Annotated in this window: 9 protein-coding genes and 1 tRNA gene; 7 read left to right on the top strand and 3 right to left on the bottom strand. The window is 35.2% G+C overall.

The window, feature by feature from the left end; all coding sequences use genetic code 11:
* The first annotated feature begins 125 nt into the window (after window positions 1–125).
* The 5 genes from accD to H7355_RS08980 all read left to right on the top strand — a co-directional run bounded on the left by accD (window position 126) and on the right by H7355_RS08980 (window position 6,761).
* Window positions 126–989 (top strand): acetyl-CoA carboxylase, carboxyltransferase subunit beta, encoded by an 864-nt coding sequence (gene accD / locus H7355_RS09000; RefSeq protein WP_186646683.1) that lies wholly within the window; start codon window positions 126–128, stop codon window positions 987–989.
* A gap of 23 nt (window positions 990–1,012) precedes the next feature.
* A complete protein-coding gene (locus H7355_RS08995; protein WP_186646681.1) occupies window positions 1,013–2,368 on the top strand; it encodes a bifunctional folylpolyglutamate synthase/dihydrofolate synthase in 1,356 nt (451 codons plus the stop codon).
* Window positions 2,365–5,481 (top strand): hypothetical protein, encoded by a 3,117-nt coding sequence (locus H7355_RS08990; RefSeq protein WP_186646679.1) that lies wholly within the window; start codon window positions 2,365–2,367, stop codon window positions 5,479–5,481. The genes H7355_RS08995 and H7355_RS08990 overlap by 4 nt, the downstream gene beginning before the upstream one ends.
* An 85-nt stretch (window positions 5,482–5,566) precedes the next feature.
* A tRNA-Arg gene (locus H7355_RS08985) sits at window positions 5,567–5,643 on the top strand.
* A gap of 116 nt (window positions 5,644–5,759) precedes the next feature.
* Window positions 5,760–6,761, top strand: a complete 1,002-nt coding sequence (locus tag H7355_RS08980) for a M23 family metallopeptidase (RefSeq protein ID WP_186646677.1) — start codon at window positions 5,760–5,762, stop codon at window positions 6,759–6,761.
* A gap of 3 nt (window positions 6,762–6,764) precedes the next feature.
* On the opposite strand, the gene H7355_RS08975 is transcribed toward H7355_RS08980, so the two are convergent.
* Complete coding sequence (locus H7355_RS08975; protein WP_186646675.1) at window positions 6,765–8,366, bottom strand: hypothetical protein; 1,602 nt, start codon at window positions 8,364–8,366, stop codon at window positions 6,765–6,767.
* Between the two features lie 140 nt (window positions 8,367–8,506).
* Here H7355_RS08975 and H7355_RS08970 point away from each other — a divergent pair, with 140 nt between their 5' ends.
* Window positions 8,507–9,007 (top strand): c-type cytochrome, encoded by a 501-nt coding sequence (locus H7355_RS08970; RefSeq protein WP_186646673.1) that lies wholly within the window; start codon window positions 8,507–8,509, stop codon window positions 9,005–9,007.
* A 70-nt stretch (window positions 9,008–9,077) separates the two neighbouring features.
* Here the strand turns inward: H7355_RS08970 and H7355_RS08965 are convergent, their stop codons facing one another.
* Together H7355_RS08965 and H7355_RS08960 are read right to left on the bottom strand one after the other, a co-directional pair.
* Complete coding sequence (locus tag H7355_RS08965; RefSeq protein WP_186646671.1) at window positions 9,078–10,199, bottom strand: hypothetical protein; 1,122 nt, start codon at window positions 10,197–10,199, stop codon at window positions 9,078–9,080.
* A gap of 54 nt (window positions 10,200–10,253) precedes the next feature.
* Entirely contained in the window at window positions 10,254–10,907 is a 654-nt protein-coding gene (locus H7355_RS08960; protein WP_186646669.1) for a peptide deformylase, read from the bottom strand.
* A gap of 291 nt (window positions 10,908–11,198) precedes the next feature.
* Here H7355_RS08960 and pnp point away from each other — a divergent pair, with 291 nt between their 5' ends.
* A complete protein-coding gene (gene pnp, locus H7355_RS08955) occupies window positions 11,199–13,322 on the top strand; it encodes a polyribonucleotide nucleotidyltransferase (RefSeq protein ID WP_186646667.1) in 2,124 nt (707 codons plus the stop codon).
* Window positions 13,323–13,368: the final 46 nt, after the last annotated feature.

The following is a 13,368-nucleotide window of genomic DNA, read 5'->3' as shown; positions in this document are numbered from 1 at the left end:
ATTAGGGCTGTCATCTATCAATTATGATAGCATCTGAAATCATTTTTGCTACGCCATAAGTTTTGACCTTATGCGTATGCTTTGTTATGGACTACCAACTGCATTCTGTCGAGGAGGTGACTTAAATGGGATGGCTATCGCGGGAACCCGCAAAACTTCAAGATATATCTGAAAAAAAATCTTTTCCATCCGGAGTATGGCATAAATGCCCTTCTTGCTCTGAAATTGTACTTGTGTCAGATTTAGAAGAAAATCATCTTGTCTGTCCATCTTGCAGTTATCACCACAGATTCCCTGGGGAACAAAGAATTGAACTGCTGATAGATAATAATACATTTTTCGAATGGGATCACACGTTGTGTAGCACAAATCCCCTTGAATTTGATGACGGTCGCTCTTATGAAGATCGTCTAAAAAATATGGCTAAAAAAACCAAACGTTATGATGCTGTCATCACCGGAGCTGGTCTTTTAAATGGCAGAGCCGTTGCTCTTGGTGTTTTAGATTTCTTTTGGATGGGTGGAAGCATGGGTTCCGTCGTCGGCGAAAGAATCATGCGGATGTTCACACGCGCACGCAAACTTGGTTTACCTGTCATTATGGTCAGCAGCAGCGGCGGTGCTCGCATGCACGAAGGACTCATTTCACTTATGCAAATGGCTAAGACTTCGACCGCGATCGGTCTACATAAAGATGCAGGCCTCCCATATATCAGTGTTCTTTGCGACCCAACAACAGGTGGGGTTGCTGCAAGTTATGCTATGCTTGGTGATGTTCACTTTGCCGAACCTAGAGCAACGATCGGCTTTGCGGGCAGACGAGTTATAGAAAGTATTATTCGCCAGAAACTACCTGATGATTTTCAAACGGCTGAGTTTTGTTTTGAACATGGGGTGGTCGATAAAATTGTAAAAAGATCAGAGATGAAAGAAATCATTTCAAGAACTTTAAATATTTTATGCGCTCCAGAGCAAAAAAAAAGAAAGTAAATTAATAAAATTTAAACATTAAAATGACTTATAAACTCCCTCTTGAAAGAAAATTAGAAGTTAAATCCTCGTTGGAGCCTTTTTTTCAAAAAGTTCGCGGCGCCATTGTTCCTGGCGCTTTTCGTTTGCAAAAATTGCTAACAGATTGGCTAGCTCAGGGCATACTCAATATTCCTTCAATATTAGTAACTGGCAGCAATGGGAAAGGAACAACTTGTTCTTTTGTAGAATCAATTCTTAGAGAACATGGCTTGAAAACCGGTTTGTATACCTCTCCCCACCTGATTCATCCAAACGAACGGATGCGAATTAATGGTGAGCCCATTTCAGAAACTATTCTTGAAGAAAACATTGATATTATTAAAGAAGCTACGAAGAAATATCTACCCGATGCGAGCTTTTTTGAAATATCTACAGCCACTGCACTGCTTATATTTTTAAAACAAAATGTTGAATTTCTGGTTTGTGAAGTTGGGCTGGGAGGTAAATTTGATAGCACGAATGCAATTGCTCCAATTGCAAGTGCTTTAACAAATGTTAGCCTTGAGCATACGGATTATTTAGGTGACACACTATATAAAATTGCTTATGATAAATCACATGTCTCTAGAAGAAATAAACCCTTTATTATTGGCGAATTACCAGCAGAGGCCAGACAAGGCGTATATGACGCATGCAATTTAATTGGATCAAATATTTTTGAGTCTGCATTTAATTTAAACAAAAAATATAAAAATATACTCAATAATATTGAAAACTCAAATGACAATGATGAATTTAATTTCCCAAAAATGAATATTAAAAATTTGCGTTTATCTTTAACAATTATAAATGAATTAGAAAAAACTGATAATTTAAAATATAATTTCTCAGAAAATAAAATAAGCAAGGCAATTTCTAAAACTTATTGGCCAGGACGCTTTGATATTCGCACGATTCACAATCGTAAAGTCATTTTTGATGCCTCACACAATCCGGAAGGTTTTGCTTATTTTACACAGCAGTATCAGCAGTCTTTATTTAAAGACAAAAACTGCGTCCTTGTATTTGCAAGTTTAAATGATAAAAACTGGAAAAAATCTTTAGAAATTATGCCAAAAATATCAAAAAATATTATTTTCACTCAAATCGCTTCAGAAAGATCTGAATCTATTGAGCATTTTTCCCAGTATATTGAAAAAGCAAACTTAGAAAACAATAAATTTGCGCTTTCTCCTCAGGGAGATATAACATGTCAGTACTTTTATAATTTGGATTCTGCTTTAGAAACTGCCATGAATCATTTAGCAGACCTCCCGCTTGTAATAACAGGTTCAATTGCTTTTATTGGAACAGTCATGCAACGATTTGGATTATCCATTTTTAGAGGAAATGAGTGAAAAATATACTCTTAAGATTCTTGTTTGTTTTTTTATCAATTCTGCATATAAAAACATACTCGCAATCACAAAGTGATAATCTGCAATTACCAAATCTAATATATTACGATGCCAATAATATAATTATTAATAAAGAATCACAAAGTATTACATTGAATGACGATGCTACATTTCTTATTGGAAATAGCTATTTATCTGCAAAAAAAATCATCTTTCAAAAAAATATTGGGCTTGTTACAGCTAACGGTGATGTAAAACTCATAAATAATAAACAAAAAATTACTGCCTCCAATATAATTATAGATATTAACACTAAACAAATGCGAATGGATAACGCAAAAATATATTCAGACCCTTCTCTTACAGAATTAAATGTAAGCGAAGAAACGCTCGGTTTTAGCAAGGCAGAAATTGCTTTCGATTTAGCTAAAAATACAAGAAAGAAAGAGCTGGAAAATGAATTAAAAGCGATGCGTGAAGAATATATAAACTTAAAAAATTTATATTCTATAAAAGGAAATAAATCAGAAGATATTGCAATTAAAATGAATGACATAATGAAACATTATAGTCGTTTATTGGCAAGACTTACTCGCACTCAATATCAACCCAATGCAATTTTAGCATCACTGCCAGAAAAAATACGTGAAAAGCTTATAGAAAGAAGAGCTGCTGTAGAAAAATTTAACAAAGAAAATCCTGAAATTTCCAATAAGATAACAAATTTCACGTCTATTAAAGGCTATGTAAAAATAGCTGCAGCCCAAATTATTCAAAAAGATCAAGATACTTTTATTCTTAATAATGCCATTATCACTCCATGTAAATGCAGTGATTTTAATGAACCTCCTGTCTATGGTTTTAGTTCACAAAATGCAACTATTGAACTGAACGAATATATAACAATGCGCGATGTTTCTATCGACTTATTATCCATTCCTATTTTTTATTCACCTTGGCTAAAATTTCCAATTAAGAGTAAAAGAGAAACCGGATTCCTTCTCCCAAGCGGTTATATGAGTAATAATGCGGGACAAGAATTCTCTTTTCCTTTTTTTGTTACCCTAGGACCTCACGCTGACAGCACTTTGACTTATGAATATTTTAGTATGAGAGGATCTCAGTTTTCTGGTGAATTTAGACTCCGTCTCGAAGAAAATAGCACTTTAAAGACTGAAGGAAAGTTCATAAAAGATAAGATAAATCAAACAAATTGGGAAAATAATCAGTCGAATATAACATCTTCGCTCATCCCAACCCCCGCATCTGTAAATGAAGAAATTATAAATCAAAGATACAAAAGTTATTTGGGTTCAAATAAGGAAAACAGATGGTATTCAAACAATTCAATAAATATCCCTATTGGTCAATCATTTTCCCTAAAAGGCAATGCCCAATTAGTCAGTGACAATAACTATATTTCTGATTTTTCAGATAATAATATCAATATAAATCCCTTGGCTTCCGTTTATGGCGACACTTCTCCTGCATCAAGAAGATTTTTAAATCAAGAAGTGGATGCTGAGTATTATGGTCATAATTATATTCTCTCCATTCGTGGGCAAGGATTAAAAGATTTATTTGCAGATTCACAATCGAATACTCCTCTTCGTTTGCCACGAGTTGAATTTCATCTTTTGCCAGATCATTATTTCAATGTACCATTTTCTTTTAGTAATGAAACTGCTTGGGAAAATGTAGATAGAATCAATGGAACGAATTTTATTTCTATGAATCAGAATAGTTCTTCTCCACAAGGAACAAGTGTACTTTTTGATCCAAATGCAAATAAGAGTATTACTGATCCTTATGCAAGTGGCTATCGCCTCAATACTTCTTCTAAAATTATATTACCATTAAAATCGAACGATTATATAAATGCCAATATCTCAGTTAAAGGAACAGGAACACAATATTATTTTCCAAAATCTGCTCCTTATAATACTACCCAACCATTTTTATCATATCTTCAATATGGATCACATATAGAAATTCCTATTTATGCTAATCTAAAAAATGCCTATTTAGATGCAAAAAATATAGCTATTACACAAAACATTAAACCATTTGCAGATTTTTCATATATCCCTAATGTAACTAAAAGCTCTAATTTTCCGTCAACATATCAGCTATGGTACGCTGAAGATAATGTATTAAGTAATGCTACATTAACGTTAGGAATAGAAACTTCATGGACAATAAAAAAAGAAAATTATAAATTATCAAAAGCACCTATTGCTCGTATTCCAAAAAGACAAGATTTAGGAGTTGGCAATATACAATATTTCTATGAAAGTATTAAAGATAAAAATTTAAATTCACCTCCTGACACGAAAGAAATTTTTCAATTTACCTCAGAAGCTGAAGCAACAAAAGTATTCGATCTTTGGGCACAAAAAGAATTAAATGACTATTCAGATAAAGTCAGTTCGTATGAATTAAAACAAAACTATATTTGGCCAGAAGGCAATTACTTTCAAAAAGAAACTCTCTGGACAATGACTCCTCTGACCTTGTCAATTGCAACTGGCTACAACCTGTTGGCAGAAAGAACTGCTGATGAAGCAAATCAAAATGCAGGGAGTTCTGTTGTTCCTATTCCTGTGCAGAAATACACGGATATCATTGCGTCAGGAAAAATAAACTTAGCTCCTTTTATCCCCATAGATGGAACTCTCACAACCTCATATAGCCAATATTATCAAAGAATAAATTCTTTGAGTTTTTCATCTAACGCAAATTTTCCTTTTGGGATCAAACTTTCTTATTCAAATAATCAACAATTTGTGCTTGATTCCAAGAATACAAATCAATTTATAAAGAAAACTCAGGAATCTTATGGTATAACTTATTTACCTTACAATTGGTTAAAATTAAATTATGAATGGGCACAAAACACTGACCCTTCCGCTCCAGCTGGAACCGATTTTTCTAACGGCCGTAATTATGCTTCGACCAAGAATATATCTTTGTTAAATATTCAGGATTGTCTCGATTTAATTTTTGCAATAAACAAACCTGCAGGAATTCCTGAAAGCAACCCTACTTATGTCATATCGATGAATTTAAAAATCTTTGGCTATGAAAAAAAATTCGACAAATCTGATTGGTAAAGAGTCAAAAAAAGCTTTTACAAGCCTTTTTCTAGGAAAAGCTTTACAACAATATTCGCTTATGCTAACCAAAATGACGTGTGTTCTGGCCGTAGCTCAGCTGGATAGAGCATCGGATTTCTAATCCGATGGTCGCGTGTTCGAATCGCGCCGGCCAGGCCACACAAAAATTTCCTACCCAATGATTTCTGAAGAAATTAGGCAAATATTACTCGATTTACAAAAGAATTCTTCCGATATAAGCAGTGTAATCCGTTTATACTGGAGGAATTTTTTGAGTGCTTTTTTCAAAAAAACGAAAAAATAAACTAACAGCCCAAAAAAAGCTTAGAACTTCCATATTAGAGTCACACACTGTTTTATATATATCCAAAACAACTGGAAAAACACATATTTACAGAATTCCTGGATTCATCCCTCCTTTGTTTTTTATTCTCTCAGCCATGATAATAACTGTCGCAATTGCAATGACAGTGAATTACTTATCCGTTAGAAAAATCGCTCTAGAGCTCGAACAAGCACGGGACGATAGCAGAGGGTTGCAAAGCGAAGTCGATGCGCTGAACTCCCGTATTCACAGCATCCAAGAGTCAGTTAATCAAGTTACGAATTACTCAGAGAAAATCAAAAAAGTAACGACAAGAACTGATGACCGAAAACCAAACAAAAATAAGACTCAAAATAATCCAACTGAGCAAAATGGCATAGGCCCTTTGACACGAGAAGAGTTCGCTCAAAGGAATAAAATCACAGGTTTAAAAATAGAAAGTTTAGAGCTCAAGTCTTTATTTGACATTGTACAAGAGTCAGAACTCAAGACGACCAAACAACTAAATGATTTAAAAAGATTTTTAGTTGAAGCACAAAAAAATGCTTTAAAACTTCAATCAATCCCTGACATTTCACCCGTTCGGGGCAGACTCACTTCTATCTTTGGCTGGAGAACGAGCCCTATCTCAGGCCAAGCACGCATTCACTATGGAATAGATGTTGCTGCACCTGCTGGCTCACCTATTTATGCAACAGCTAATGGTGTGGTCACAAAGGTCAATCGCACAGAAGATTATGGGAAATTTGTAGAGATACAGCATGAAAGAAAAATGATAACACGATATGCTCACACAAGTGCAATTTATGTAAAAGAAGGGGCAAAAGTAAAAAAAGGCGATATTATTGCCGCAGTTGGAAACACAGGTCATAGCACCGGTCCACATGTGCATTATGAAATAGAAGTGAGTGGGAAACGTTATGACCCTGAAAACTTTATTGTTATTTGGTAGAAATCAAAATTCTGTAGAGATAGAAGCACGCAAACCGTAATTCCCATCAGGAGTTGTGAAATTTCCATTCGAGTCTCGAATTTTCCATGCCTGACCCACAAACCAGTAACCTGCATCGAGGCCAAATGTCACACGGTCAAGAGTCGTATAACGATAAGACATATCAATTTCTACGCCAAGATCGCGCTCATAGCCAACACAAAGTTTGTTAACAGATGAAGTTGCACTTGGTTCGTTAGCGCAATTATTACTTGTTTGTGTCAAATCGTTTAATTTATTGAGCATTGCCCAAACCACGGTTGGGCCAAAAGAACCGATACCAGGGGATTCATAAGTATAATCTAAGCGCACGAAAGTTGTGTTGGTTATTGCACCACCAGGCATACCGTTGATGGCAGGCATTGTGTTGTTAAACATTAAAAATGAAGGTTGTATATTTGAATTCATAACAGCCGCAGTGATATCGCTGCCCGTTGTCGAAGTGTAAAATTGATTGGAACCACCGCTTGCATATCCAGCCCATAAACCTACGACATGGGACTCTTCACGATCTGAAGTGCCGATTAATTTTTGAGATTTTTCTATGGCTGCTATGGATGAATTGTCTTTACCACCAATTTGATATTTCATTTTTAAAAGAGCAGCAAATGCACTTTGTATAGTTTGTGGAAGAGCTGTTCGCGCTGCATTGGTTGTAGAAGCAACTGAGTCTCCACCTAAGTTCTGATAATTCAAGCTTTGTGTCGTACCGCTTGGGTACAAAACCTCTGTTCCAAGAAAAAATTTAGATAAATAAAACTTTGAATAAACATCTAAAATATTCAGTGAAGTATTTGAATTATTATGGGAAAACTTGGAATAAGTTATACCAATTTCTTGGCTCACTCCTGAACTAGCGACGTCTGACGTGTCTGATTTTAAGCGCGCTTCTATCGTATAAGCATTGGCATCCCCATCATTTGATGTCCCTCCGGTTAATTCACCATATTTATCAATATAAATCGCTACGTCAAAGGCATTAAAGTCTGTATAGAGCGAAATAGAGTCGGTTGTTGTCGGCAATGAGCTATAAGGTGACCATTCCGCATTGCGCCAAATACCTAAACCCCAATTGCGAGGCATGCGCCCAGCACTGAATAACCCAACTGCTGTTTGATAACTGAAATAGGCTTGAGTCAAGGTCGGAACATCCGTATTTTGTGAGTAAGCAGTTGATCCATTGACGGAGTTTGAAAAGGGAAAAAATGAGTAAGCATTTGTTTTATCATCACTTGAATGGGCAGTTGCTTGCGCGTTCTGCCCCAATAATGTGCTTGGACCTGGATAATTGTTATAAGCATATTCAAGACCCAAAAAGAGTGAAAAATTATCAGTTGGGCGCGCTTCAAATAATAAACCGATAGGCACACGAAACGCTGAGTAAGTAGATTGCTTAGGAGGAGTGCTATAAGTTGCTTGCCCAACCACACCTGCATGCCCGCTCACCATCAGAGAGGTGGATGCTTTTGCGTTATAATGAGCGAAAAAGAGAGGGGATGCAGAAAATATAAGGGTGAAATTTAATAACTTTTTAATTCTACATTTGTCTTGAATTCTTTTAATCATTTACTTCTCCAAAACGAATTCACTGAGAAAACAATGCCATCGGGGGCAAACCATAGCATGTAAAAATTGAAAATGCAGTTTTTTAAAGATAAAAGAACTCAGGTTTACAAATTAGATACCGCAACAATGAGGTTAAGTAAATGAAACATAAATCGACTCGCAATAACAAAAGAAATGGGATTCCAATCAAAGCAATCACGGGGATATTTATATTATTATTTTTCATTTTAATTGCAGTATTTATGATTATTCCTGCATATTTCGACAAATCTCCTCTGGGAAAACTTTTTCAAAACTCACCCGCCCCCTGGGCAATTACTGAAGAAGAAAAAAAGAATTTTAATTTTACTGATAAACAATTGTTAGGAAGAAATGCATTTATTGAGTACTGCGCAAACTGTCATGGACCAAGCGGTAAAGGTGATGGTCCCCTCTCAGTTACCTTAAGAAAGAGGGCCCCTAATTTTCTTGATCCATCTTCCAATTATATTAATGGTTTTAGCAAAGAGAGTTTATTTAAAACTATAGATTTAGGCATTCCAAAAAGTGAAATGCCTGAATTTTATTTTTTACCAAGAGAAACAAAAGAAAACATTATCGAGTTTCTTTTACATTTGCATGAAAATGCAAATTTATACTAGAATGTATCCTCAAATTTTTGCTTACATGAACACCAAAAATGAAATTTTCATCATTTTTTGCGAAGGCACCCTAATTACTTATATTTGAAAATAAAAATAAATATCCATTATTTTCAATATCATTTTTCATAGCTAATTGTTCATCTTCTGTTTCAATTAGACTAATATGGGTATCTTCATGTTTGTACCAGTTATTATCATCTGACTTAATATAAGCAACATAATGTCCATTTTTTAAATCATTACCATAGTGAACGACAGCACCATTTAATCTATAATAACCAGTTATTTTTTCAGATAAATTCATACTAAAGAAATCGATATTGATATTTTTAGTTAAAGAAATATTGCTATTAATTTTAAATGATTTTCCATATAAGTCATAAGTAAATCTTTTTAATCCAAAGAATAATTTATCTGGAACTTTATTCATATCTTTCAAAGTAAAGTATGTGTTTTTTGTAATATTATGTACGATACCATTAACTTTATAATCATCAATTTCTGTAGTTAAGTTTTTCAAAAGCAATTGATCGAATGAGTGGATATCATGTTGTATATTTATAGGAAAATAAATTATATCATCAGGGTTACCATCTTTTTTAGTCGTTTCCGCTTGTGCAGGCAATTTTGATCCGTCTTCTAATACAATTTGTGTTGAAATAGTCAGCGATGGTAAAACAGAATTGAAATCTAGCAGTTCTATTAATTTAACAAAATACTCCTCAGCATCCATCTGATCTTTTTTAAGTGAATATCCAGAAATAGTTCCATCACCTCCTTGAGATATTAACTCATTTTGAATATTTTCAAATAAATTATTTAATTGATCATTATAGTAAGGATCTTTTGCATTCTCAAAAGTTACTTGAGAAGGATCTGAATATAATAAGTTATTTTTTTTATTCATTTTATCCATGAAATCATAAAATGATTTCTGAACATTACTATTTTTTATTTTATTCGGATTTACTTTAGGATTACGTAAGTACTCCCATAGCAATTTATGAACAGAATTGGCAAAACATGTATTGCCCAAATTCACTGTTCCTAATGCCTCAGAATAAAGTGCTTTGTTAATCGGTTTGTTAATTACTATATTGTTATTATGTGTTGATTTACTAGATTTATCACAACCTATTAAAAATAAAAAACAAAAAAGAAAGCTGTGCTTTAGGATTTTAAATTTCAATTTCCACCTACAAATTAAATACTTACTATTGATAATTATTTTCATACACTTTAATTAAATAAAATCATATTTTAATTTATGCGCTTCAATAACTTTTAATTTTTTCATGCGCTTTCTTTCTTTAGGATCATTTTCAAAATCTTTGATATCTAAAATAATATTTTCTTCAAAGAAACTTTTTTTATTCCATCTATCGGGTAACATAATACCATCTAAATGATCATATTCATGTTGAAAACATACACTTGCATATAGATGTGTAGATTTAACAGAAAATTTTTCGCCAAATTCATTTTGAGCATGAATTTCAACATTTAAAAAACGTTGTGTTTCAAAAGATTCTACATTCGGAAAAGACAAACAACCTTCCCAATTCACTTTAATGGGTTCAGTCATTGCAACAAGTTCTGGGTTCACAAACACCATTGGAAAAATTGCAGGTATTTCATTGTTATCTTTATCAAATACTTTAAAGCTATTTTCCTTATTTTCAAATTTATCACTTTCAAAGACAGCTTTGAAATCTACTACAAAAAAACGTTTTGCAATTCCGACCTGAGGAGCAGCAAGTCCACCTCCATCAAATTCATACATTGTCGCTATAAAGTTCTTTAAGAATAAGCGAAAGTTATCAGAAAAATTGGTAATAGGCGTCCCTTTTTTGCGCAAAAGAACATGTGGATAGTGTAAAACTTTGAATAACGACATGGAAAATATCTCCAATATAAAGACTAGACATTCCTTCCAAAGAAGAGAAAAGAGCCAAAACTTCAAACCCGTTAGACCACCAAATGCAAAGACTTTCAACCAAAATAGAATGAAAAAGCTTTTTAATAACTTTAATCTCTGCTAATATCTTTGATCGACGAACGGGACACACTCAAGCTGGTGCATGGTGCACTGGGACTCTCGGATTGGCCGTGAGGATAAACATCAATAAAATATCCCCTCATATATCCCGATTTTGAGTGGAATATTTATGTTTTTTAAGGTTATTTCATGTTCAAAATTACAGAAAAGTCCGTCAAAATTGGCGACGACCAAATCCACATTGAAACAGGTCGCATTGCTCGCCAAGCTGGCGGATCTGTTCTTATCACTTGCGGTGGTACACAAGTCCTTGTCTCTGCAACTGCAGCAAAACAAGCACAAGCGACAGCTTCATTTTTCCCTTTATCAGTAGATTATATAGAAAAGTTTTATTCTGCTGGCCGTATACCTGGCGGGTATATTAAGAGAGAAACAAGACCATCTGACCGCGAGATTCTTACCAGTCGTCTGATTGACCGCCCTATCCGCCCTCTTTTTCCAGAAACTTATCTTGTTGAGACACAGGTTATTGCCACAGTTGTCTCTCTTGACCCTAAAGTTTCCCCTGCACAACTCGCTATTCTTGGTGCAAGCTGCGCTCTGCATATTTCAGACATTCCTTTTGCTGGACCTGTGGCAGGAGTGCGCGTTGGTTTTAAAAATGGAAAATACCTAATTAACCCTCCTGAAGCAGAGCTACCTGAAAGCGATCTCGATCTTGTTGTTGCCGGAACAAGCGAAGCCATTTTAATGGTTGAAGCCGCAGTTAATTTTCTCTCAGAAGAACAAGTTCTTGAAGCTATTGAAATTGGTCACAAAGAAATTAAAAAACTCTGTGCTGTACAAGAAGAAATACGTTCAATTTGCGGAAAAGAAAAAAGAGCTGTGCCAAGCGCGCCAGAAAATGCTGATATGAAAGCAACTCTCGCTAAAAAATATGCAAAACCACTCCGTGATGCATATGCAATTGCAGGAAAAGCTGAACGTAAAAGCGAAATAGACAAAATCAAGCAAGAAGCAAAAGCTGCTCTTGTTGAAGAAGGAAATGCTGAATCTGAAAAAGCATTTAGTTACCTTTTCGAAATGCAAGAATATAAAACCTTACGCACAAGTATTATTAAAGACAATAGACGTGTTGATGGGCGTTCAACAAAAGATATACGCAATATCGATTGTCAAACGAGTGTATTAAAAAGAACGCATGGTTCAGCGCTCTTTACCCGTGGTGAAACTCAATCCCTTGGTGTAGTTACTTTAGGAACCAGCGATGATTCGCAAAAAAGCGAATCAATTATGAATGTTCTTGAAGAAAAAACTTTCATGCTTCATTACAATATGCCGGGCTATTCCGTAGGTGAAGTCAAACGCTTAGGCTCTCCAGCTCGCCGTGAAGTGGGACATGGAAACTTAGCCGAAAGAGCTCTTAAAGCCGCTCTCCCAGCACGCAATCGTTTTCCTTATTCTATCCGTATCGTTTCTGAAATCACAGAAAGCAATGGTTCAAGTTCAATGGCTTCTGTCTGCTCAGGCACACTTTCCATGCTCGACGCTGGCGTTCCTCTAAAAGAACCTATTGCTGGTATTGCAATGGGCCTTATTTTAGAAGGCAAAGAATTTGCAATCCTTTCTGACATTTTAGGCGACGAAGATCACCTAGGAGATATGGATTTTAAAGTTGCTGGAAGTAAATCAGGAATAACAGCTTTGCAAATGGATATTAAAATCGAAGGAATTTCCATGGAAATTCTTAGACAAGCCCTTGCCCAAGCTAAAGAAGGTCGTACACATATTCTTGACAGAATGCTCCATACAATTGCGCGTCCAAACGATTTAAGTCAATTGGCTCCACGCATTGAACAGATTAAAATTAAACCTGAAAGAGTGCGTGATCTCATTGGCCCAGGTGGTAAAAACATTAAGAAAATCGTTGCTGATACAGGTTGTAAACTCGAAGTCAACGATGAAGGCATCGTGAGCGTTGCATCGACAGATGGAACTGCTGCTGCAAAAGCAAAACGCATGATCAACTATCTAACCACTGACCCAGAAATTGGCGAAATTTATCTTGGAATTGTCAAGAAAACTGCTGATTTTGGCGCATTTGTTGAAATTAAACCTGGAATTGAAGGCCTCGTACATATTTCACAATTGGCTGCAACACGCGTTAATAAAACTGAAGAAGTTGTTAAAGAAGGCGATGAAATCATGGTTAAAGTCATCGAACTCGATCGCACTGGCCGCATAAAGTTGAGCCGCAAGGATGCAATTGGCAAAACACCTTCCAACGAAGGAACGCGCCCTTGGGTTTTATAGAACCTAAATAGGGTCATTTTTTCAGTATCTTAACTCTGTCTTTTCG

Source organism: Fluviispira vulneris, from assembly GCF_014281055.1.
Taxonomy (GTDB): Bacteria; Bdellovibrionota_B; Oligoflexia; order Silvanigrellales; family Silvanigrellaceae; genus Silvanigrella; species Silvanigrella vulneris.
The sequence above is the reverse complement of the archived record's forward strand: the minus strand, read 5'-3'. Positions and strand labels throughout refer to the sequence as shown.

Coding starts and splice junctions, on each gene's coding strand:
- accD (WP_186646683.1), top strand. CDS start 126: ATGGGATGGCTATCGCGGGAACCCGCAAAACTTCAAGATATATCTGAA.
- H7355_RS08995 (WP_186646681.1), top strand. CDS start 1,013: ATGACTTATAAACTCCCTCTTGAAAGAAAATTAGAAGTTAAATCCTCG.
- H7355_RS08975 (WP_186646675.1), bottom strand. CDS start 8,366: ATGATTAAAAGAATTCAAGACAAATGTAGAATTAAAAAGTTATTAAAT.
- H7355_RS08970 (WP_186646673.1), top strand. CDS start 8,507: ATGAAACATAAATCGACTCGCAATAACAAAAGAAATGGGATTCCAATC.
- H7355_RS08960 (WP_186646669.1), bottom strand. CDS start 10,907: ATGTCGTTATTCAAAGTTTTACACTATCCACATGTTCTTTTGCGCAAA.
- pnp (WP_186646667.1), top strand. CDS start 11,199: ATGTTCAAAATTACAGAAAAGTCCGTCAAAATTGGCGACGACCAAATC.